This is a genomic window from Streptomyces ureilyticus, assembly GCF_011045025.1.
Lineage (GTDB): Bacteria > Actinomycetota > Actinomycetes > Streptomycetales > Streptomycetaceae > Streptomyces > Streptomyces ureilyticus.
Genome location: NZ_JAAKZX010000054.1, coordinates 1 through 22684 on the forward strand (window position 1 = coordinate 1; position 22684 = coordinate 22684).

15 protein-coding genes and 1 pseudogene are annotated in these 22684 nt (G+C 69.1%); 11 read left to right on the top strand and 5 right to left on the bottom strand.

Going from position 1 to position 22684, the window contains the following annotated elements; genetic code table 11:
• Window positions 1–703, top strand: a pseudogene (locus G6048_RS18810) (serine/threonine-protein kinase); the annotation flags it as partial.
• Window positions 704–719: 16 nt separating this feature from the next.
• On the opposite strand, the gene G6048_RS18815 reads toward G6048_RS18810, so the two are convergent.
• Window positions 720–1382: a pirin family protein gene (locus G6048_RS18815; RefSeq protein ID WP_165340719.1), complete on the bottom strand. Its 663-nt coding sequence runs from the start codon at window positions 1380–1382 to the stop codon at window positions 720–722.
• 81 nt (window positions 1383–1463) lie between these two features.
• Between G6048_RS18815 and fasR the strand changes: the two genes are divergently transcribed.
• The 5 genes from fasR (at window position 1464) to G6048_RS18840 (ending at window position 6454) form a co-directional block, all read left to right on the top strand.
• Window positions 1464–2669, top strand: a complete 1206-nt coding sequence (fasR, locus tag G6048_RS18820; protein ID WP_165340720.1) for a fatty acid biosynthesis transcriptional regulator FasR — start codon at window positions 1464–1466, stop codon at window positions 2667–2669.
• A gap of 89 nt (window positions 2670–2758) precedes the next feature.
• A complete protein-coding gene (locus G6048_RS18825) occupies window positions 2759–3673 on the top strand; it encodes an ACP S-malonyltransferase (protein WP_165340721.1) in 915 nt (304 codons plus the stop codon).
• 17 nt (window positions 3674–3690) lie between these two features.
• Window positions 3691–4722 carry a ketoacyl-ACP synthase III gene (locus tag G6048_RS18830; protein ID WP_165340722.1) on the top strand — a complete coding sequence of 344 codons (1032 nt, stop codon included), beginning with the start codon at window positions 3691–3693 and terminating at the stop codon, window positions 4720–4722.
• A gap of 100 nt (window positions 4723–4822) precedes the next feature.
• Window positions 4823–5071, top strand: coding sequence for an acyl carrier protein (locus G6048_RS18835; RefSeq protein WP_152775753.1), 249 nt, complete (start codon window positions 4823–4825; stop codon window positions 5069–5071).
• Window positions 5072–5182: 111 nt separating this feature from the next.
• Complete coding sequence (locus G6048_RS18840; protein ID WP_165340723.1) at window positions 5183–6454, top strand: beta-ketoacyl-[acyl-carrier-protein] synthase family protein; 1272 nt, start codon at window positions 5183–5185, stop codon at window positions 6452–6454.
• A gap of 154 nt (window positions 6455–6608) precedes the next feature.
• Here the strand turns inward: G6048_RS18840 and G6048_RS18845 are convergent, their stop codons facing one another.
• Window positions 6609–7103 carry a DUF3145 domain-containing protein gene (locus G6048_RS18845; protein WP_165340724.1) on the bottom strand — a complete coding sequence of 165 codons (495 nt, stop codon included), beginning with the start codon at window positions 7101–7103 and terminating at the stop codon, window positions 6609–6611.
• A gap of 202 nt (window positions 7104–7305) precedes the next feature.
• Between G6048_RS18845 and G6048_RS18850 the strand changes: the two genes are divergently transcribed.
• A complete protein-coding gene (locus tag G6048_RS18850; RefSeq protein WP_165340725.1) occupies window positions 7306–8238 on the top strand; it encodes an SGNH/GDSL hydrolase family protein in 933 nt (310 codons plus the stop codon).
• A gap of 54 nt (window positions 8239–8292) precedes the next feature.
• On the opposite strand, the gene G6048_RS18855 is transcribed toward G6048_RS18850, so the two are convergent.
• The gene (locus G6048_RS18855) at window positions 8293–10767 is read right to left on the bottom strand and encodes a glycoside hydrolase family 3 protein (RefSeq protein ID WP_165340726.1); all 2475 of its coding nucleotides are present in this window, start codon (window positions 10765–10767) and stop codon (window positions 8293–8295) included.
• Between the two features lie 107 nt (window positions 10768–10874).
• Here G6048_RS18855 and G6048_RS18860 point away from each other — a divergent pair, with 107 nt between their 5' ends.
• Together G6048_RS18860 and G6048_RS18865 are read left to right on the top strand one after the other, a co-directional pair.
• Complete coding sequence (locus G6048_RS18860; protein WP_165340727.1) at window positions 10875–11462, top strand: TetR/AcrR family transcriptional regulator; 588 nt, start codon at window positions 10875–10877, stop codon at window positions 11460–11462.
• Between the two features lie 156 nt (window positions 11463–11618).
• Window positions 11619–12902 carry a C15 family peptidase gene (locus tag G6048_RS18865; protein ID WP_165340728.1) on the top strand — a complete coding sequence of 428 codons (1284 nt, stop codon included), beginning with the start codon at window positions 11619–11621 and terminating at the stop codon, window positions 12900–12902.
• Window positions 12903–12923: 21 nt separating this feature from the next.
• On the opposite strand, the gene G6048_RS18870 is transcribed toward G6048_RS18865, so the two are convergent.
• Window positions 12924–13751, bottom strand: coding sequence for an EI24 domain-containing protein (locus G6048_RS18870; protein ID WP_165340729.1), 828 nt, complete (start codon window positions 13749–13751; stop codon window positions 12924–12926).
• A 369-nt stretch (window positions 13752–14120) separates the two neighbouring features.
• The gene (locus G6048_RS18875) at window positions 14121–14348 is read right to left on the bottom strand and encodes a hypothetical protein (RefSeq protein ID WP_235990024.1); all 228 of its coding nucleotides are present in this window, start codon (window positions 14346–14348) and stop codon (window positions 14121–14123) included.
• Window positions 14349–14502: 154 nt separating this feature from the next.
• Between G6048_RS18875 and G6048_RS18880 the strand changes: the two genes are divergently transcribed.
• A complete protein-coding gene (locus tag G6048_RS18880; protein WP_165340730.1) occupies window positions 14503–17073 on the top strand; it encodes a M14 family zinc carboxypeptidase in 2571 nt (856 codons plus the stop codon).
• A gap of 278 nt (window positions 17074–17351) precedes the next feature.
• Window positions 17352–22541, top strand: a complete 5190-nt coding sequence (locus G6048_RS18885; protein ID WP_165340731.1) for a family 43 glycosylhydrolase — start codon at window positions 17352–17354, stop codon at window positions 22539–22541.
• Window positions 22542–22684 lie beyond the last annotated feature (143 nt).

Genomic DNA, 22684 nt, shown 5'->3' on the forward strand with positions numbered 1-22684 from the left:
GCCCCCGCCGTACGTACAGCAGCCGGTGCCGAACACCGTGCCGACGCACCATGCGCCGTACCCGCCGTACGGACAGCCGGGCACCTGGCACCCCCAGCCGCAGTTCCCGCCACGCCCGCTCCCGCCCAAGAAGAACAACGTCGGCAAATGGATCGGCACCTGCGTCGCAGTGGTTGCCGGCCTGGTATGGCTCGGCGGCTGTGTGTCGGTCCTGAAGGACATAGGTGATTCGTCGGACGGCTCCTCGAGCAGTTCCAGCTCGAGTTCCAGCAACCCCTCACCGCTCCCGGACCCCAAGCCGGCCACCTTCAAGGACATCAACATCCCCGCCGGCTACTACATCCGGTTCGCGGACTCGCCGCCCAAGCCGCTCGATGACGACTCCTACGACGACTGGGACCTCTCCTACGACTCTGACGGCGCGGACACGAAGTCGCTGAACAGCAGCGGCAACAAGATGGTCCTGCTGAACAACGCCCAGAAGGGCTCCCTCAAGACCTGCCGGAACGAGACCCGGTACGCGGATCAGGTCACGCTCGGCCAGCTCTCCCAGGGTTCCCAGCTCTGCGTTCACACCCTGTCCGGACACATCGCCCTGGTCACCTTCGAGGGTTCCGCCCCGGCGACCGATCCCAGCGACTTCGTCACGGTGGACATGACTGTGTGGCGCAATGCCGAGGAGCCCACCGACGACGGCTACTGATCCTCGTCACGCCCGCTCACTCCGACAGTTCCCAGATCAGCACCTCCGCCTGGACTGACACGGCGACCAACTCCAGCCCCTTCTCGTCCTCGGCCCGCACCGCGTCCCCGGGCCCCAGCTCATGGGGCCCGACCCGGACGGCACCGCGTACGACGTGCAGATACGTGCGCGGCGCGTCAGGTACGGCCGTCCGCTCCCCCACCGCACCCAAACGCCGCACGTGCAGCATGGCGCCCGCCTCCGGGACGGCGTACGGCGTGGAGTCGGCGATGCCGTGAACGATCTCGTACGCGGGATCGCCGCCTGGCTCCAAGGGGGCCAGCCACATCTGAACGAAGGTCAGAGGCGCGGACCCGTCGTTGCGCTCCACGTGCCGTACGCCGCCGGCCGAGCTGAGCCGCTGGACGTCGCCGGGGCGGACCACCGTCTCGTGCCCCACGGTGTCCCGGTGGGTCAGCTCGCCCTCGACCACCCAGGTCACGATCTCCGTGTGGCTGTGCGGGTGCTCGTCGAAACCCGCGCCGGGCGCGAGCCGCTCCTCGTTGCAGGCTATGACCGCGCCGAAACGGAGGTTGTCGGGGTCGTAGAAGGGGCCGAAGGAGAAGGCGTGCAGGGACTCGATCCCGGCCGCCGGGTCGCCTCCGCGGTAGCGCTCACCAGAGCGCCGTACGTCCATCACGGAGCCCACCGTAGACCCGCAGCGCCCGTCATCTGAGACCCGCCGCCGCACACTCCCGTCCGGATAAGGCAGTCTTGTCCCGTGCCCGAACCCGAATCCCACGCCACCAAAGCCGCTGCGCACGCCGCTCACGCGCACACCGCGACCCTGAAGCGGCTGGAGAAGTCGTCCGGCAGTCTCGCCGCGCAGGCCATCGCGCGCATGGACGAGACGCTGCCGTGGTACCGGGCGATGCCTCCGGAGAACCGGTCGTGGATCGGGCTCGTCGCCCAGGCCGGTATCGCCGCGTTCACCGAGTGGTTCCGGCATCCGGACGCCCCGCAGGCCATCTCCACCGACGTCTTCGGCACCGCCCCACGCGAGCTGACCAGGGCGATCACGCTGCGCCAGACCGTGGAGATGGTGCGTACGACCATCGAGGTCATGGAGTCCGCGATCGACGAGGTCGCGGCCCCCGGCGACGAGTCCATCCTGCGTGAGGCCCTCCTCGTGTACGCCCGCGAGATCGCCTTCGCCACCGCCCAGGTGTACGCACAGGCCGCCGAGGCACGCGGTGCCTGGGATGCCCGGCTGGAGTCACTGGTCGTCAACGCCGTGCTGTCCGGCGAGGCCGACGAGGGTGCCGTCAGCCGGGCCGCGGCGCTCGGCTGGAACTCGCCCGAGCATGTGTGCGTGGTGCTGGGCACGGCCCCCGACGGTGACAGCGAGCTGACCGTGGAGGCGATCCGGCGGGCCGCCCGGCACGCCAAGCTCCAGGTCCTCACCGGAGTCCTCGGCGACCGGCTCGTCGTCATCGCCGGTGGCAGTGACGATCCGCTGGGCGTCGCCAAGTCGCTGATCGGGCCGTATGCGGCGGGACCGGTCGTGGCGGGGCCCGTCGTGCCCGATCTGCTGGCCGCGACCCGGTCCGCGCAGGCCGCCGCCGCCGGACTCAAGGCGTGTTTTGCCTGGCAGGACGCCCCGCGGCCGGTGCTGGCGGACGATCTGCTGCCGGAGCGCGCGATCGCCGGCGACCCCGCGGCGCGCGAGCAGTTGGTGGAGGAGATCTACAGACCACTGGAGGAAGCCGGGTCCGCTCTCCTGGAGACTCTGAGCGTGTATCTGGAGCAGGCGAGCAGTCTGGAGGGCGCCGCGCGGATGCTCTTCGTTCACCCGAACACCGTGCGCTACCGGCTTCGACGTGTGACTGACGTCACCGGCTGGTCACCCTCCGATGTACGATCCGCCTTCACACTCCGGATCGCGCTGATCCTGGGGCGTCTGGCCGATGGAGATCCCCAGCTCTAGGCTTTTGTCGGGGCTCCACAAAACCCCTTGCTGTTCTTCGTCCCTGTCCCCACGGGCGGCGTCGGCCGTCCACAAGAGAGAGTGTGAGAGTGCTCGTACTCGTCGCTCCCGGCCAGGGCGCCCAGACGCCCGGCTTCCTGACCCCCTGGCTCGAACTCCCCGGCGCCGCCGACCGTCTCGGCACGTGGTCGGACGCCATCGGCCTCGACCTCGCCCACTACGGAACGCAGGCCGACGCGGACGCGATCCGCGACACGGCGGTGGCACAGCCGCTTCTCGTCGCGGCCGGACTCCTGTCGGCGTCCGCACTCGGCGAGGTGGCACTGAGTGCCGTCGCGGGCCACAGCGTCGGCGAGATCACAGCCGCCGCCTTCGCGGGCGTACTGGACGACACGGCCGCCCTGGAACTCGTACGCAAGCGCGGTCTGGCCATGGCCGAGGCCGCCGCGATCACCGAGACCGGCATGTCGGCGCTGCTCGGCGGTGACCCCGAGACGACGATCCCGCACCTGGAGAAGCTCGGCCTGACCCCGGCGAACGTGAACGGCGCGGGCCAGATCGTCGCCGCCGGCACCATGGAGGAGCTGGCCGCCCTGGAGGCCGACAAGCCGGAGGGCGTACGACGCGTCGTCGCGCTCAAGGTCGCGGGCGCCTTCCACACGCACCACATGGCCCCCGCGGTCGCGAGCCTGGAGCAGGCCGCGGCGGAGCTGGCCCCGGCCGACCCGAAGATCACGTACGTCTCGAACAAGGACGGCCAGGCCGTCGCCACCGGTGCCGAGGTGCTGTCCCGCCTGGTCGGGCAGGTCGCCAACCCGGTCCGCTGGGACCTGTGCATGGAGACCTTCAAGGAGCTGGGCGTGACCGCGCTCGTCGAGGTGTGCCCCGGCGGCACGCTGACCGGCCTCGCCAAGCGCGCCCTGCCCGGCGTGAAGACGCTGGCGCTCAAGACCCCTGACGACCTCGACGCTGCTCGCGAGCTCATCGCCGAGCACGCTGGCTGACAAGGAGCCCCGAGAGCATGTCGAAGATCAGGCCCAGCAAAGGCGCCCCGTACGCCCGGATCCTGGGCGTGGGCGGCTACCGTCCCACCCGGGTCGTGCCGAACGAGGTGATCCTCGAGACGATCGACTCCTCCGACGAGTGGATCCGCTCGCGCTCCGGCATCGAGACCCGTCACTGGGCCTCCGACGAGGAGACCGTCGCCGCGATGTCCATCGAGGCCTCCGGCAAGGCAATCGCCGACGCGGGGATCACCGCCGAGCAGATCGGCGCCGTGGTCGTCTCGACCGTTTCCCACTTCAGCCAGACCCCGGCCGTCGCCACCGAGATCGCCGACAAGCTCGGCACGAACAAGGCCGCCGCCTTCGACATCTCGGCGGGCTGCGCGGGCTTCGGCTACGGACTCACGCTCGCCAAGGGCATGATCGTCGAGGGTTCGGCGGAGTATGTACTCGTCATCGGCGTCGAGCGGCTTTCCGACCTCACCGACCTGGAAGACCGGGCGACGGCCTTCCTGTTCGGTGACGGCGCGGGCGCGGTCGTCGTCGGCCCCTCCCAGGAGCCGCACATCGGCCCGACCGTCTGGGGCTCCGAGGGCGACAAGGCGGACACGATCAAGCAGACCGTGCCCTGGGACCAGTACCGGATCGGCGATGTCTCCCAGCTTCCGCTCGACTCCAAGGGCGAGATCAAGTTCCCTGCGATCACGCAGGAGGGCCAGGCGGTGTTCCGCTGGGCCGTGTTCGAGATGGCGAAGGTCGCCAAGGAGGCGCTGGACGCTTCCGGACTTTCGCCGGACGATCTGGACGTCTTCATTCCCCACCAGGCCAACGAGCGGATCATCGACTCGATGGTGAAGACACTCAAACTGCCGGAGCACGTCACGGTCGCGCGTGATGTGCGCACCACCGGCAACACCTCGGCCGCCTCGATCCCGCTCGCGATGGAGCGGCTCCTGGCGACCGGCGAGGCGAAGAGCGGCGACACCGCGCTCGTCATCGGCTTCGGGGCGGGTCTCGTGTACGCCGCGACGGTCGTTACCCTCCCCTAGGCACCCCGTGCCAGGTCCCCACGGACCTGGTCCGCTGTAACACCTGCCGCTGGCGCGGCGGGCGCCACACCCTCTGGATATCTACGAAGGAGCGCCTCACATGGCCGCCACTCAGGAAGAGATCGTCGCCGGTCTCGCCGACATCGTGAACGAGATCGCCGGGATCCCGGTCGAGGACGTCCAGCTGGACAAGTCCTTCACCGACGACCTGGACGTCGACTCGCTGTCCATGGTCGAGGTCGTCGTCGCCGCCGAAGAGCGCTTCGACGTCAAGATCCCGGACGACGACGTCAAGAACCTCAAGACGGTCGGCGACGCCACCGAGTACATCCTCAAGCACCAGGGCTGAGCAGGCCGCTGAGCCCAGGGCGCTGGGGGTCCTTTCAAGAAGGACCCCCGAAGGCCCCGCCACCCGGCGGTGGCGCCGCTGATCCTCGTAAACGTTGGAGAAAGAATTCCCGTGAGCCCGACCAATCGCACCGTGGTCGTCACCGGTATCGGCGCAACCACACCGCTGGGTGGCGACGCAGCCTCGACCTGGGAGGGTCTGGTCGCCGGTCGTTCCGGTGTCAAGCCCCTGGAGCAGGAGTGGGCCGCCGAGCAGGCGGTCCGTATCGCGGCCCCGGTCGCCGTGGAGCCGGCCGAGGTCATCCCCCGGCCGCAGGCCCGCCGCCTCGACCGCTCGGCGCAGTTCGCGCTGATCGCGGCCAAGGAGGCCTGGGCGGACGCCGGTTACACCGAGAAGGCCGGCGAGGGCGCTGACGTCGACCCGAACCGCCTCGGCGCGGTCATCGCCTCCGGTATCGGCGGCGTCACCACGCTTCTCGACCAGTACGACGTACTGAAGGAGAAGGGCGTACGCCGCGTCTCCCCGCACACCGTTCCGATGCTGATGCCGAACGGCCCGTCCGCCAACGTGGGTCTCCTCGTGGGTGCCCGCGCCGGCGTGCACACCCCGGTGTCCGCCTGCGCGTCGGGCGCCGAGGCCATTGGCTACGGGATCGAGATGATCCGCACCGGCCGCGCCGACGTGGTCGTCGCCGGTGGCACGGAGGCGGCCATCCACCCGCTGCCCATCGCCGCGTTCGGCAACATGATGGCGATGTCCAAGAACAACGACGACCCGCAGGGTGCCTCGCGCCCCTACGACACGGCACGCGACGGCTTCGTCCTCGGTGAGGGCGCCGGCGTCATCGTGCTCGAGTCGGCGGAGCACGCCGCCCGGCGCGGTGCCCGCGTCTACGCGGAGGCCGTCGGCCAGGGCATCTCCGCCGACAGCCACGACATCGTGCAGCCGGAGCCCGAGGGCCTCGGCATCTCGCACGCACTGCAGAACCTGCTCGACACCACGGACCTCAACCCGGCCGAGATCGTGCATGTGAACGCGCACGCCACCTCGACCCCGGCCGGCGACGTCGCCGAACTGAAGGCGCTGCGCAAGGTCTTCGGTGACGACACCGACCACTTCGCGGTCTCCGGCACCAAGTCGATGACGGGTCACCTCCTCGGTGGCGCGGGCGGCGTGGAGTCGGTGGCGACGGTGCTCGCCCTGTACCACCGGGTGGCCCCGCCGACCATCAACATCGAGAACCTCGACCCGGAGGCCGAGGCCAACGCCGACGTCGTCCGCGGCGAGGCCCGCAAGCTCCCCGTCGAGGGCCGCATCGCCGCGCTGAACGACTCGTTCGGCTTCGGCGGACACAACGTGGTGCTGGCGTTCCGTACCGTCTAGTCCTCCTCCAGTCCGGCTGATTCCAGCCGGACCGAAGAGCGATTTCCGGTCGTACGCAGTGTGATGTGCGGCTACGTGATGAAGGGCCCCACCGGTTGGTGGGGCCCTTCATCACGTTGTGACCGCGTGTGCTTGACGTGTCCTTGAGCAGGCGTCAGACCACCTGGTGAAGCCAGCGCACCGGAGCGCCCTCGCCCGCGTACCGGAAGGGCTCCAGTTCGTCGTCCCAGGGCTTGCCGAGGAGCTTGGTGAGTTCGGACTCCAGTTCCGTCTCGCCGCTCTGGGCGCGGACGAGGGCGGCGCGCAGCCGGTCCTCGGGGATCAGGATGTCGCCGTGGATGCCGGTGACGGCATGGAAGATGCCCAGTTCGGGGGTGCAGCTGTAGCGCTCGCCCTCGGCGGTGGCGGACGGCTCGGCGGTGACCTCGAAGCGCAGCATCTGCCAGCCGCGCAGTGCCGAGGCCAGTTTGGAGGCGGCGCCGGCCTCGGCCTGCCAGGAGAGTTCGGATCTCCACGTGCCCGGCGCCGCGGGCTGCCGGATCCAGTCGAGGTTGACACGTGCACCGAGCACGCCCGCGACTGCCCATTCGACGTGTGGGCACAGCGCGCGCGGCGCGGAGTGCACGTAGAGAACTCCACGTGTCGTCACTGGGACCTCCGGGCAGAGCGTTGCATCTTGTGACTTTGCGGACCGATCTCGGTGGCAGGGCAGCCACGTGGCGAGGCTATCGTGCGAGGGCGCAAGGAGTGTGACGTACCGTCTGTCCCAGCACCCCGAAAACACTGAGGTTCACTCGGGGGGACGCCCGTACTACGGGTTGTCGTTGCACTGATAGCGAGGAGATCCGGGAATGCGTAGACGTGGCCACCGATCACGTGCTGTTGCCGTCACAGCGGCGGCGGCGCTTCTCGGCATCGTGGGGACGGCCGGCTGCGATGCGGTCGGCGGCAACGAAGCGGCCCCCACCGGCAGTACCTCGCGGTCGAAGCCGTCCACGGAAGCCACCACCTGGAACCTCAGCCCGAACTCGATCGCCGCGGTCGGCGACTCCATCACGCGGGCCTTCGACGCCTGCGAGGCGCTGTCCGACTGCCCCAAGGTCTCATGGGCGACCGGCAGCGACGCGAAGGTCGACAGCCTCGCGCTGCGGCTGCTCGGGAAGTCCGGGGCCGCGCAGCGGAGCTGGAACTATGCGAAGACCGGCGCCCAGATGGCCGAGCTGGACGACCAGCTGGCCCAGGCGGCGACGAAGAAGCCGGAGCTGGTGACGATGCTGGCCGGTGCCAATGACGCCTGCCAGCCGACGGTGGCCGCGATGACCTCGGTGCCGGAGTTCCGCGCCCAGTTCGAGGACGCGATGAACACGCTGCGCGAGACGTCGCCCAAGACCCAGGTGTTTGTGGCGAGCGTGCCCGATCTGAAGCGGCTGTGGTCGATCGGCCGGACCAACGAGGAGAGCAAGGAGATGTGGCAGCTGGGCATCTGCTCCTCGATGCTGGCGGAGCCGGACGACCTGGGGGCGGCTGCGTCGTCGCGGCGCGACAAGGTGCAGGACCGGGTCAAGGAGTACAACGCCGTACTGGAAGACGTGTGCGAGAAGGACAAGCTGTGCCGCTTCGACGGCGGGGCCGTCTACAAGTACCGCTTCGACGCAGCACAGTTGAGCACCGTGGACTGGTTCCACCCGAGTACGAGCGGCCAGAAACTACTGGCGGAGATGGCGTATCGCGTGGTGACGGCGCCGAAGCCGGACGACTTGAAACTGCCGACCGGCTCCGGCTGACGGACCCCGGCGCGCGAAGGGGCCCACCCGGGCCTCTCTGCTGCCCCTCTGCCGTCACACGTCGATCGTCGTCGTGACCCGAAGGTCCGCGATCGACCGCCCCGCCTCCACCGCGTACGAACCCTTCACGAACGCCCACGCGTCAGCGATCTCCTCCCAGATCTCGAAGGCCCGGCGCGGAAGTTCGACGCTGACCTCGACGGTCTCACCGGGCCCGGCCTCGACGCCCGCGAAGCCGGCGAGCCACCGCACCGGCCGCTCGGGGTCGGTCTCCATCGGCGCGAGGTAGACCTGGACGACCTCGCGGCCCGTGCGCGTACCGGAGTTGGTGACGCGGACGGTGGCCGTGCTGCCCTCGACCTTGACCGATTCGTACGTCCAGTCGGTGTAGCCGAGGCCGTGGCCGAAGGCGTACGAAGGGGTCCTGCCCTCCTTCTGCCAGGCGCGGTAGCCGATGAACACGCCCTCGGTGTACGGGAGTTCGCCGTCGACCGGGGTGACCTGGGTGACGGGGGCGTCCGTCAAAGAGCCCCAAGTGGTGGGCAGTCGGCCGCCCGGTTCGTACGCACCTGTGAGCACGTCCGCCAGCGCGGCGCCGCCCTCCTGGCCGGGGAACCAGTCGAGCAGGACGGCGGCGACCTCGTCTCGCCAGGGAAGTTCCACCGGGGAACCGGAGTTGACGACCACCACGGTGTTCGGGTTGGCGGCGGCGACCGCGCGGACGAGGTCGTCCTGGCGGCCGGGGAGGCGTAGGTCCGAGCGGTCGAAGCCCTCGGACTCGACGCGCTCGGTGGTGGCGACCACGACGACGGCCGTGTCGGCGTTCCGCGCCGCCTCGGCGGCCTCGGCGATCAGGTCGTCGGGGTCGTGCTGCGGATCCTGGTGGGCGAGGGCGAACATGACCGCCTTCATCGGGACGTCCCCCTCGGCCAGTTCGACGACGTATGTGAGGGAGACGTCGACCGGTTCGCCGGCGGTGAGTCCGGCCTCGGCTCGAGGCACGGGTGCGCCGAAGAAGGTGATGAAGGGGTCGTCCTTGGCGGGGCGCTGGACGTCGTCGAAGTACGTCGTGCCGTCGATGGTGAGCCGGAAGGCGCCGACGCCCTGGATGCCGAAGGTGTGCGTGCCGGGCTCACGCGGGGTGAAGCTGCCGGTCAACTCCACGGTGTGCAGCCGGTCGTAGGTGACGCCCTCGGGCAGGCCCGGACCCATCCACTTGATCTGGCCGCCGGGCGCGGATTCGGAGCCCAGGACGTTGCCGTCGGCATCCCGGCACACAGCGCGCAGCTTGAAGCCCTCGTCGAAGACGGAGAGTTCGGTGTTCGGATCGGCCCCGACAGCGTAGTTGAGGCTGCCTTCAGGGAGGGCGGCGGTGAGGCCGTCGAGCGGGGAGACGGTGCGGACGGGGAACACCGTGGCGGAGCCGCCGCCGAGGACGCGGGCGTCGCGGGCGGCGGCGCCGATCAGCGCGACCTTGCCGGGCTTCAGGGGCAGGACGTCCCGCTCGTTGCGTACGAGCACGAAGGAGCGGCGGGCGATCTCGCGTGCGAGGGCCTCGCCGTCGACAGGGTCCGGCAGTGCGGTGACGACGGGCTCGGCGCCCTGGAGGATGCCGACGCGAGCAGCGAGCCGCAGGACGCGGCGGACGGCCTCGTCGATCTTGGCCTCCTCGACCCGCCCGTCCCGCACGGCCTGGGCGAGCGGCTCGCCGTAGACGGTCCGCGGACCCGGCATGGCGACGTCCAGGCCGCCCTCGAGTGCGCCGACGGTGGAGCGGGCGGCCATCCAGTCGGAGACGTTGAAGCCGTCGAAGCCCCATTCGCCGCGCAGGACCTCGTTCACGAGGTAGTGATGCTCGGTCATCGTCGAGCCGTTGACCGAGTTGTAGGCGGTCATGATGCCCCACGGATGGGCGTTCTCGACGATGGTCTCGAAGGGGGCCAGGTACAGCTCGCGCAGGGCGCGTGCGCCGACGACGTTGTTCACGGTGAAGCGCTCGGTCTCGGCGTCGTTCGCGACGAAGTGCTTGACGGTGGTGCCGACGCCGCCTTCCTGCACACCGCTGACGTACCCGGTGCCGATCCGTCCCGTCAGATACGGGTCTTCGCTGTACGCCTCGAAGTGGCGCCCGCCGAGCGGCGAGCGGTGCAGGTTGACGGTGGGCGCGAGCAGGACGTGCACACCCTTGCGGCGGGCCTCCTGGGCGAGCAACACCCCTGCCCTGCGGGCGAGTTCGGGATCCCAGGTGGCGGCGAGCGCGGTCGGGGACGGCAGCGCGACGGACGGATCGTCGGCGGTCCAGCGCACGCCTCGTACGCCGATCGGGCCGTCGGACATGACCAGGGACTCGAGACCGATCTCGGGCAGCGCGGGCAGGGACCACATGTCCTGACCGGCGAGCAACCGCGTCTTCGCGTCGAGGTCGAGCCTGCCGAGCGCGGCTTCGACCACAGCTTCGCGTGCCTGGTCGGCCGGCGAGTTGCCTTGGTGCTCCTGGGAGTTGCCCTGATTGCCCTGCGTTCCCGCCATGCCGGTGCCTCCTCATTGACGACGTCCGTGCCGTCCGTCCATCGTGCACGCATTACCTGTAGATAGGTAGGTTCCGTTATCTGGCCGTTATGTGAATCTTCATGTGCATGTCTTACGGTTGCTATATGTCGACGACCAGGGCAATCAGGGGTGCCGAGCGGCGCGCGGAGATTCTCCGGGCCGCCCTGGAGGTGATCGCCGAGCGTGGGTACCGGGGGGCGAGCCTCGGTGCGGTCGCCGAGCGAGTGGGACTCACCCAGCAGGGCCTGCTGCACTATTTCCCGACGAAGGAAGCCATGCTCGTCGCCGTCCTGGAGGAGCGGGACCAGTGGGACGCGATGCCGGACTCCCACTGGCGCCTCGACCTTCTCGCCTCGCTCGTCGACTACAACTCGATGCGGGCGGGCATCGTGCAGACCTTCTCGGCCCTGCTCGGCGAGAGCGTCACGGAAGAGCATCCGGCACGCGATTTCTTCACCGGCCGGTACGAGAATGTGCGCGCGAACATGGTGGGGATTCTGCGCTCCGAGTACGGCGAGCGGCTGCCGAGCGGGCTCACCCCGGAGCGGGCGGCTCCGCTGCTCGTCGCGGTGATGGACGGGCTCCAGTACCAGTGGCTGCTGGCTCCGGAGAAGGTGGACATGGCTGGCGCGTTTCGGGATTTCCTCACGTTGCTTGGCGAGAAGGAGAGTTGAGGGTTTCCGGGAGTTGACGGCTTTCGGGAGTTGACGGCTCCGGGGGCTGATGGTTTCGGCGCGGTTCGGCGACTGTGGCCCATGGCGTACGCCCCATCCGTCACGCGATACTTTCCGCCACCCGGCGTTTCGTGTGACGGAAGGACCTGAACTCCCTTGACTTATATACGTGTTCGGCTCGGCGCCCTCGGAGTGGCGGCCGTTCTCGCGGGCCTCGCGACTCCGCCCGCCCTGGCTGCTCCAGCGCCCGCTCCCGCCGAGGAGCCAACGGCTGCCGCGCCCACCGTGGAGGAACAGCGCCTCGACAGGGCGGCGCCCCAGGAGATCCTGCGCCGTTCCGGATTCGACGCGGTGGCGCCGGAGTTGGTGCGGGCGCTGGGCAAGGTGCGGTCGTATGCGGAGGCCGAGCGGGTGGTCGTACGACGGGGTGGGGAACTGTGGCGCCGGGCGGTGGACCGCGCTCAGGGCCGAGGCCCGGCGGGCGGTGATCTGAGCCGGGACGATGACCGGCCGCTGTACTGGGCTCGGCTCGGGATGACGCGGGAAGTACGTCAGTGGGAGCCGGAGTTCGGCCTGACCGATGCCCAACGCACCAAGCTGCTGGGGGCACTTGAGCGGACCTCGCGCGGTCAGGACACCATCCGCTATCCGCACGGCGGCAAGGGCGTCAAAGGCGTTAAGCGGATCCTGGTGACCGGCTTCGACCCGTTCACGCTGGACCGGGACGTACGGATCTCCAACCCGTCGGGAGCCACGGCCCTCGCCCTCGACGGCACGGTGATCAAGACGGCGGACGGCCCGGCCCGTATCGAAACGGCGCTCTTCCCGGTCCGCTGGCAGGACTTCACCGAGGGGACGGTGGAGCGGACGCTGCGTCCGTACCTCCCCCGCGTGGACCTGTTCACCACGGTCAGCCAGGGCCGGGTGGGCCGTTTCGACGTCGAGCGCACCAACGGCGCCTGGCGGGGCGGTTTCCCGGACAACGAGAACCTGTCGCGCACGGAGACCGTCCCGGTGAACGACCCGGCCTCGCAGCCGCAGTGGACGTCAACGACCTTGCCGTACAAGGAGATTGTGGCCGCCGATACGGGCCGCTTTCCCGTGTACGACAACACGGAGGTGACCGAGATCCCGGCGGGCGGCACGGATCCGGTCGTACGTCCCGGGGGACCGACGCCGGGCTCGACGGCGCGGGCCGGAGGCGGCGGGGACTACCTCTCCAACGAGATCGCGTACCGGGCGACGCTGTTGCGCGACCGCCTCGGCCTGCGCGGCTCGCTGCCCGGCGGGCATGTGCACACGCCGGTGCTCCAGTTCGGCACGGGCAACACGGATCCGGCGACGGGTACGGTCACGGATCCGCAGTTCGTCCAGAACCGGCTGGACATCATCGGGCAGGTCCGCGAGATCGTGAGGGTGGCGGCGGGGGCGTCCCGGTAGGTCAGGACGCGTATCGGCAGATCACCAGGTGACGGAGCCGCCCCGAACCTGGCCCTGCCCCTGACCGTGGCCCTCGCTCTCGTCCTCTCCGTCCCCGTCTCCCGTCTGCTCGCCCAGCAGGTCGCGGGCCATCAGTGTGGCGCCCGCGACCGCGCCGGGCATCAGGAACACGGCGACGAACGGTACGACGAAGGCGAGGGCGAGGGGGGTGCCGAAGCCCCACACCAGGGTCTTGCGGGCGCGCAACAGGCGGAGGCGGTCGCGGACTTCGACGCGACGACGCTGCATCGCGACCGACGTCAGCTCCTCGGTCAGGAAGAACCCGGTGACGAAGAACCCGATCACCGGCACGACGGTCTGCCCGACGAACGGGATGAACCCGAGCGCGAACAGCAACACGCCCCAAGCCGCCGCCCTGAAGACGATCCGCAGACTGTCCCGCCCTGAGATCACCAACTCCCGCCACAACGACAGCCCCGACTCGGGCGCCGTCCCGTCCGGCGAGACGTCCCGGTCCACGGACTCGGAGAGCTTCTCGTAGAAGGGCTGGCCGATGAGCAGCGTCACGGCGGTGAAGGTAACGACAGCGAGGAGCAGGGCGAGCGCGAAGAGTACGACGGTGAGGAACCCGCGGAAGAGTCCCAGCCAGGGGCTGTCCCAGTCGTCGGCGAAGGGGGTGGCCCAGGTGACGAGGTCGCTGCCCCACAACGCCAGGGCAACCAGCGCGCCCAGATACAACACAAGCGTGATCAGCCCCGGGATCAGCCCCACCCCGAACTGCTTCCCATGCCGGGCAACCCAACGCTGCCCTTGCACCAAGTAGCTGAACCCCACGCGCAGATCATGCATGGGGGCACCCTATCGGGGTCGTCGTGCACGGCACCCCGGGAGTTGGGGCTCCTCCGCCGGAACGGTGGCCCACCGTTCGGCGAGCCGGAACGTGCAGTGCCTTCCTGGGCTGACGTCCGCGCACACTGGATCAGCCTCTGGACGCACGCTCACCGTGACCGTACGACCTCAGCGTCATTGGCGGTCGCTTCTTTGGGGTGACGCGCTCGACATCCGCGAACTGGAGGATTGGTGCGGGCGAGGAGGACATCCGCCGCCCGACCGCATCAGCGAGTGGAGGCCCCATGAGTCCTGTGAGTTCCCGTTTCCGCACCCGCAAGGCGGCTTTCTTAGCCGTGGTCGTTGCGATCGCGGCTTCCGCCACCGCGGTCACTGGAGCCACCACAGCGCTCGGCAGCCCCCGAGAGCGGCCATCGCCGTGGTTTCGCGTAGTACGCGCAGCGCCTCCGCTCCCGAACCGTCCCGCGGGTCGAAGGTGTTGATGGCGATACGGGTGATATTGCCCGCGGTGTCCAGAAGTTGGCCGGTGATGTCGGTGGTGTTCCGTGCGATACGTGCCACGTCATCCCTGCTGGGGAGCGACGGAATCGTTGCCATGGACTACTCCTCGCCTGACGCCCTGCGCGTCGGCGTCTGGCCCCCGTCGCGCCGACGCCCACCCACAGCATGCCCGCTCGCCCACGCCAACGCCCTCTTGTTGCGGGTGAATTGAACCGGTACACCTCCCGGTACCGATTAACAGGAGGTACGCGTGCGTCTGCCGAGACCCGCCCTGATCGCCACCGCCACGGCCACCGCGGCGGCAACGCTCCTGCTCAGCCCACACGGCGCCGTAGCCGACCCGGTGCCCCAGCCCCCGACCCGCGAGAGCGAGACCGAAGCCGCCACCGGATCAGCATCCAGAGCGGCCGAGAGCACCGCCGACCGAGCTCTCACCTCCCCCGCCCCGGACCTCGCCACCGACTCCCGCGGTTACCCCCGCGAGCAGACCCTCACCCCGGACCCGCAGAACCCCGCGGACAAGTCCCTCAAGCTCGGCCTCACCCCGTACCACGCCATCGCCCCGAAGCTGAACGCCCTGCAACGGCTCGGCGACCGCGTCAGCGTCGAGATCGCGGGCCGTTCGGCAGGCGGTCACCGTCTGTACCTGGTCACCGTCACCGCCCCGGAGTCGACGAAGCAGGCCCGCGCTCAGGATCGTATGCGCGAGCTCATCGAGAACGCGCCCCAGGCCGCCGCCAAGGACCCCGCCCTCAAAGCCGCGTACAAAACACCCGTCTTCTTCAATAACAACATCCACGGCAACGAATGGGAGGGCACCGACGCCGCCCTCAAGCTCATCGAACGGCTCGCGAAGGCGAAGGACAAGGACACCACCGGCCTCCTCGCCCGCAACCGCCTCTACTTCAACATCACCGCGAACCCCGACGGCCGTGTCGCCGGCACCCGCGCCAACGCCAACGGCTTCGACATGAACCGCGACTTCATCACCGCCTCGCAGCCCGAAGTCCGGGCGATGCGGCAGATCGAGATCGACAAGCAGCCGGCCGTCATGCTCGACCTGCACGGCTACGTCAACGGCACCCTCATCGAGCCGACCACTCCCCCGCACGGCGAGAACTACGAGTACGACCTCTTCCTCAAGAACACCTACGCCAACGCCCTCGGCATGGAGTCCGCCGTCAACGGCCTCGGCTACACACCCGAGGACGACGGGGTCGAGCCGGCCCAGATCCCCTTCCGCGACCAGGAGGAGGGCTGGGACGACTGGCCGCCGATCTTCACCCCGCAGTACGCGGCCTTCCACGGCACGGTCGCCGCGCACACGGTCGAGATCCCCCTCAGGGTGAACAACGACGCGTACGACGAGCTGCCGGTCGCCGAGCTGCGCCGTCGTGCCGCGATCAACGTGGACGTGGCGGGCGCGGCGATGGACGCGACCCTCAACTTCGCCCAGAGGCACCGCACTTCACTCATCGCCGACCAGATCGAGGTCTTCCGGCGGGGTGCGACGGGTGCCGCGCAGGTGCCTGTCTCGCCGGAGACGGTGCCGGGTGTTCCGGGCATCGGTCCGGAGGACGTCTACACGACTGACTTCCCGCGCGCGTACGTCATTCCGTCCGGTCGTGGTCTGGGGGTTCCCCCGCTCGAGCGAAGCCGAGAGTGGGGGAGGTCCGCCACCGCCGCGGCCCGTCTCGTCGACCATCTGCTCGCCAACGACGTCCAAGTCCGGCGGGCCACAAGGGACTTCAGGCTCGGCGGCAAGTCGTATACGCGGGGCTCGTACGTCATCGACATGCACCAGCCCAAGCGCGGTCTCGCCAATGTGATGCTGGCGGACGGGCGGGACATCAGCGACAAGGTGTCGACGATGTACGACATCTCCGGCTGGAGTCTCGGCCGATTGTGGGGCGCGACGGTCACGGACGTACGGAGGAGCGGGTTCTACGTCCCCTCCCGCCCGGTCCACGAGGCCGCCCGCGTCGGCTATGTCGCCCCGTACGGCAACCTCCGTCTACGCCTGGACGACGCCCGCGAGATCGCAGCCCTCAACTCCCTTCTGACAGACGGAGTTTCAGTACGGAGGTCGAGCGACGGCAGCGCGATCATCCCCGCGTCGGCCCGGACGAAGGCGGCAGCGCTCGCCAAGAAGTACGACGTGGCCTTCGACGCGACGAAGGCCACGGGCGGCACCCCGCTCCACCGCGTACGCGTCGCCGCGGCCGTCACCCCCGGCGAGCTCTTCGCCCTCCGCGAGATGAACTTCGACGTCACCCCGGTGTCCACGGCGATTCTCAACGCGGGCTTCGACTGGTCGAAGGCGGACGTCCTGTTCGCATCTGCGGGGCTCGACCACGAGGAGCTCAACGCCGAGGCTCGTACCGCCCTGAACCGCTTCCTCGCCCGCGAGGGCCTCGTCGGCCGCGGAGCCACCGGAGCCGCGCTCAACGCCGCCGCGGACCTGCTCGCCGTGAAGCCGGTCGAGGGGAATGGGGATGCCAACGGCGTTGTGCGCGTGGCCAATTCACGCGGCGGCGTCACGCAGGGCGCTCCGGAGCACAGCTTCGTCTACACCCCCATGTGGTTCACGGACCTGGGTTCCGGAGTCCGTGTGGAGCAGTCGTACGCGACCGGGAATCCCCTGGTGTCCGGTCACTGGCGACCGTTGGATGACGGCACCGGCGGACCCGCGCAGGCAGCGGGCCAGGCGGCGGTCGTCAGCGGGCCGCACGCCGTTCTGTTCGGCACGGAGCCCCTGTTCCGCGCGCATCCGAAGGGGGTGTTCGCGCAGGTGGCGCGGGCCTTGTTGACCGTGTCCTGAGGTCCTGACAGGGGCGGCGGGACGCCGTTCGGTGTCTTCTCGTGCGCGAAGGGGGCGGCCTGCCTGATGGTCGCCCCCTTCTCAGCTTTCGTCCGACCAGTCGGACATTGTTCGAAAACTCTTGACGGTCCCCCACACCCCGGCTGACACTCTCGCAACGCGACGTCACACAGACGAAACAGCGGGGTCTCGTCTCGGGGGTCAGGGCCCGCCATCACGCGCCTCACTTCGTTCCTTCAGCGATAAGCGACGAACGACGTCTCAACGAGGAGACTGAAATGCCGCAGACCGACCGGCCTCGCAGACGCGCGAGACGCCTGGCGGGCCATCTCGCCGGGCTGACCACCGCGTCACTGTTCCTGGGTCTCGCCGGGCCCGTCTCCCCCGTGCAGGCGGCGGAGATCACCGACGGACTGGCCCTCTGGTACAAGCTCGACGCCGGCTCGGGAAGTGTGGCGGCCGATGCCTCGGGGAACGGCCGGAACGGCACCGTCAGCGGCACCGCCAACTGGTCCGGCAGCGGCGAGGGACTCGCCTTCAACGGCTCCGACACCTACATCGATGTGCCGGACGACATCATGAGCGGCATGGACTCGATCAGCGTCTCGATGGACGTGAAGATCGATTCCACGCAGGCCACCCCGTACTTCCTCTACGGCTTCGGCAACACCAGCGGCACCGCCGGCAACGGCTACCTCTTCACCACCGGCGACGGCTTCAGGACCTCCATAGCCACCGGCAACTGGTCGACGGAGCAGACCACCAGGCCGTCCGGGTCCGGCAATCTGAACCGCTCCGTCTGGAAGCAGGTCACGTACACGCAGACCGGCAACACGGGTGTGCTGTACGAGGACGGCGTGGAGGTGGCCCGCAACACCTCGGTCACCATCACCCCCGGCGCCATCGGCTCCGGCAAGACGACCGCCAACTACATCGGCAAGTCCGTGTACCCGGGTGACAAGCTCTTCAAGGGCCAGATCCGCGACTTCCGGGTCTATGACCGGGCACTCGGCGGCTCGGAGGTCGAGGAACTCTCCCTCCCCGTCGCCACCCAGGGCGTCGCCGACGACAAGGCCGCCCTCACCCTCGGCGACACCACCGGCGTCGTCTCCGACCTGACCCTGCCCGCCACGGGCACCGCCGGCGGCTCGAAGATCAGCTGGGCCACGGACAACGCCGACGTGGTCTCCGCCACCGGCAAGGTCACCCGCCCCGCCGCCGGTGAGCCGGACGGCCGCGCCACGCTCACGGCGACCCTGAAGAAGGGAACCGTGACCGACACCAAGAGCTTCGACATCACGGTCTCCCCCGCCTTCGACGACGCCACGGCCACCGAGCAGGCCGCCGAGGCGCTGTCCGTCCACAACCTCGACGACGTACGCGGCAACCTCACCCTCCCCGCGACCGGTGACCACGGCACGAAGGTCGCCTGGTCGTCCGCGAAGCCGGACGTCATCGACGCCGACGGCCTGGTGAAGCGCCCCGCGCACGGCGACGGCGACACCACCGTGGAGCTGACCGCGACGGTCACGAAGGGCGACGCGAAGGCGACGCGGACCTTCACCGCCAAGGTGCCGGAACTGCCGAAGAAGGAAGCCCTCAAGGGCTATATGTTCAGCTACTTCACCGGCGAGGGCACCTCGGACGGCGAGCAGCTCTACGCCGCCCTCAGCAAGGGCAACGACCCGCTGAACTGGCGGGAGTTGAACGAGGGCAAGCCGGTCCTGACCTCCACGCTCGGTGAGAAGGGTCTGCGCGACCCGTTCATCATCCGCTCCCCCGAGGGCGACAAGTTCTACCAGATCGCCACCGACCTGCGGATCTACGGCAACGGCAACTGGGACGCGGCCCAGCGCACCGGCAGCAAGTCCATCATGGTCTGGGAGTCCACCGACCTGGTGAACTGGACGAACCAGCGCCTGGTCAAGGTCTCCCCGGACTCGGCGGGCAACACCTGGGCCCCGGAGGCCTATTACGACGAGAAGCTCGGCGAGTACGTCGTCTTCTGGGCGTCGAAGCTGTACGACAACGAGGCGCACACCGGCGACACGTACAACCGCATGATGTACGCCACCACCCGCGACTTCCACACCTTCAGCGAGCCCAAGGTCTGGATCGACCGCGGCTACTCGGTCATCGACTCGACGATGATCGAGCACGACGGCACGTATCACCGTCTGTCCAAGGACGAGCGGAACAACACCTCCTCCACTCCGAACAGCAAGTTCATCTTCCACGAGAAGAGCGACTCGATCCTCGACCCCTCTTACGACTTCGTCGCCGAGGGCATCGGCAAGGGGGAGATGAGCGCCGCCGAGGGGCCGCTGGTCTTCAAGTCCAACACCGAGGAGAAGTGGTACGCGTTCCTCGACGAGTTCGGCGGCCGCGGCTACATCCCGTTCGAGACGACGGACCTCGACTCCGGCAACTGGACGCCGTCCACCGGATATGACCTGCCGTCAAAGCCCCGTCACGGCACGGTACTTCCGGTCACGCAGGCCGAGTACGACCGGCTGCTGAAGGCCTATCAGTCGGACGAGCTCGTCAAGTCGGTCGAGGACGTGAAGGTGACGACGGGCATCGGTGAGGCACCGGTCCTGCCGGGCACCGTGATCGCCGAGTACGCGGACGGCGCCAAGCGGCCCGTCGCCGTCACCTGGGACGACGTCCCGGCCTCGGCGTACGCGCAGGCCGGCACCTTCACGGTGGAGGGCAGCCTGCCCGACGGCGCCGCACTCAAGGCCAAGGCCGAGGTCACGGTCTCGGCTCAAGGCCCGGACGTGCCCGCCGACCTGCTGCTGCGCTACGACTTCGACGAGACCGGCGGCAACATCGCCCGTGACTCCAGCGGGCACGGCTACCACGGCACGTACGTCCGTACGCCCGACTTCGGAACGGGGGTCAAGGACGGCTCCTTCAAGATGTCAGGCGGTGCCGGCTCCTCCACCACCTCCCCGTACGTCAGCATCCCGAACGGCGTTCTGAAGGGCGCTGACAGCGTCACCGTCTCCACCCACGTGAAGTGGAAGGGCGGGGACAACTTCCAGTGGCTCTTCGGGCTGGGGCCGGACAGCGACAAGTACCTCTTCGCCACCCCGTCCAACGGCGCCGGCAAGGTCTTCTCCGCGATCACCAAGGCCACTTGGTCGGGCGAGACGCAGATGATCGGCGGCTCGCAGCTCACCCCGGACAAGTGGAAGCACGTCACCGTCACGGTGAACGGCGCGACCGAGACGGCGGTCCTCTACGTCGACGGCGCCGAGGCGGCCCGGGCGACCGGCGTCACCATCAAGCCGTCCGAGATGTACGACGCGTCGAAGGGCTACTCCGGCTACATCGGCAAGTCCATGTACGCCCCCGACCCGTACTTCGGCGGCGAGGTCGACGACTTCCGGATCTACAACCGGGCGCTGTCGCCCGCCGAGATCCTGGAGCTCAGCGGGAACACCACGGGGATCGCCTCGGCGACCCACCCCGCGCTGAAGACCGACGCGATCATCGACGACGCGGACAGCAGGATCACGCTCCCGCTGACCGCGGGCAGTGATGTGACCGCCCTGGCGCCGGAGTTCGGCCTCGCCCACGGCGCGACGATCAGCCCCGCGTCCGGCACCCTGCGCGACTTCACCGGGCCGGTGACGTACGAGGTGACCGGCTCGGACGGCGAGAAGCGCACCTGGACGGTCCGGGCCCTGGAGATGAAGAGCCCGGTCCTGCCGGGGCTCACCGCCGACCCGAACATCGTCAGGTTCGGCGACACCTTCTACATCTACCCGACGACTGACGGCTTCCCGGGCTGGAGCGGCACGCAGTTCAAGGCGTACTCCTCCAAGGACCTGGTCAACTGGGAGGACCACGGCGTCATCCTCGACCTGGGACCGGACGTCAGCTGGGCCGACAGCCGGGCCTGGGCGCCGACGATGGGCGAGAAGGACGGGAAGTACTACTTCTACTACTCGGCCGACACGAACATCGGCGTCGCGGTCTCCGATTCGCCCACCGGCCCGTTCAAGGACCCCCTGGGCAAGCCGCTGGTCCCGCGTGGCGCCTACCCGGGCCAGATGATCGACCCGGCGGTCTTCACGGACGACGACGGCCAGTCGTATCTGTACTGGGGCAACGGCAGGGCGTATGTCGTGCCGCTGAACGACGACATGGTGTCGTTCGACGCCTCGAAGGTCACCGACATCACCCCGAGCGGCTACAACGAGGGCACCTTCGTCATCAAGCGCAAGGGCACCTACTACTTCATGTGGTCGGAGAACGACACGCGGGACGAGGACTACCGCGTCGCCTACGCCACCGGGAACTCCCCGACCGGTCCCTGGACCAAGCAGGGCGTGATCCTGGAGAAGGACCTCTCGCTGGGCGTCAAGGGCCCCGGCCACCACTCGGTGGTGAAGGTGCCGAACTCCGACGACTGGTACATCGCCTACCACCGTTTCGCCATCCCGGGCGGTGACGGCACCCACCGTGAAACCACCCTCGACAAGCTGGAGTTCGACTCCGACGGCCTGATCAAGAAGGTCGTCCCGACCCTGGAGAGCATCGACCCGGTCACCGTCGTCCGCGCGGGCCCGGACGCCTCCGGCACCGAGGGCAGCGCGATCTCCCTCACCGGCACCATCTCCGGAGCCGGCGACCCGAAGTGGTCGGTGGAGGACGGAGCGCCCTGCGTCTTCTCCGACCCCGACGCCATCCTCACCGCGATCACCTGCGACGACGACGGCACGTACGAGGTCACGCTGACCGGTGGCCGCAGCAGCGACACGCTCACCGTGACCGTGGACAACGCGTCCCCGGTGATCACGGCCGGTACGGGCCCGTCGTCGCCGGTGTCGGTGGGCAAGAGCGCGGTCGTCACGGCCGACTTCACCGATGTCGGCTCCGGCGACACCCAGACCTGCCGGGTCGACTGGAAGGACGGCACCGAGCCCACCGCCGGCAAGGTCACCGCCTCCGGCTGCGAGGCCGCGCACACCTACACCAAGGCGGGCCTCTACCGTCCGGAGATCACCGTCAAGGACGACGACGGCGGCTCGGACAGCAGGAAGCTGGCCGAACTGGTCGTGTACGACCGGGCGGCCGGTCCCGTGGCGGGTGCGGGCATCATCGCCTCCCCGGCCGGCGCCTACCCCGCCAAGCCCTCCCTGAAGGGTCCGGCGGCCTTCTCCTTCGGCGCCAAGTACAAGAAGGGCGCCACCGTTCCGAGCGGCAACGCCACCTTCGACTACGCGGCCGCCAAGCTGAAGTTCCGTTCCACTTCCTCCGACTGGCTGGTGGTCACGGATTCCGAAGCCCAGTACCAGGGCTCCGGCACGGTCAACGGCACCGGCGGCTACGGCTTCCGTATCACCGTCACCGATTCCCCTGACACGTACCGCATCAAGATCTGGAAGAAGTCCACCGGCGACGTCGTCTACGACAACCGCACCGGCAGCAAGGCCTTCGGCATCATCTTCAGCTGACGGACCGGCTCGCCACGATGGAGCGGCGTCCGGGGCATGTGCCCCGGGCGCCGCTTCGTGTGTGAGGCGGGCCGCAAACTCGGCAGTAAGGCTGCCGCGACCTCGGCGCGCACTTTAGCCTTCAAACAGAATTCTGTTCACCG

Bases quoted from the DNA above. Each gene is read 5' to 3' on its own strand.
- G6048_RS18870 (WP_165340729.1), bottom strand. From the start codon at position 13,751: ATGCATGATCTGCGCGTGGGGTTCAGCTACTTGGTGCAAGGGCAGCGT.
- G6048_RS18830 (WP_165340722.1), top strand. From the start codon at position 3,691: ATGTCGAAGATCAGGCCCAGCAAAGGCGCCCCGTACGCCCGGATCCTG.
- G6048_RS18875 (WP_235990024.1), bottom strand. From the start codon at position 14,348: ATGGCAACGATTCCGTCGCTCCCCAGCAGGGATGACGTGGCACGTATC.
- G6048_RS18835 (WP_152775753.1), top strand. From the start codon at position 4,823: ATGGCCGCCACTCAGGAAGAGATCGTCGCCGGTCTCGCCGACATCGTG.
- G6048_RS18885 (WP_165340731.1), top strand. From the start codon at position 17,352: ATGCCGCAGACCGACCGGCCTCGCAGACGCGCGAGACGCCTGGCGGGC.
- G6048_RS18850 (WP_165340725.1), top strand. From the start codon at position 7,306: ATGCGTAGACGTGGCCACCGATCACGTGCTGTTGCCGTCACAGCGGCG.
- G6048_RS18860 (WP_165340727.1), top strand. From the start codon at position 10,875: ATGTCTTACGGTTGCTATATGTCGACGACCAGGGCAATCAGGGGTGCC.
- G6048_RS18855 (WP_165340726.1), bottom strand. From the start codon at position 10,767: ATGGCGGGAACGCAGGGCAATCAGGGCAACTCCCAGGAGCACCAAGGC.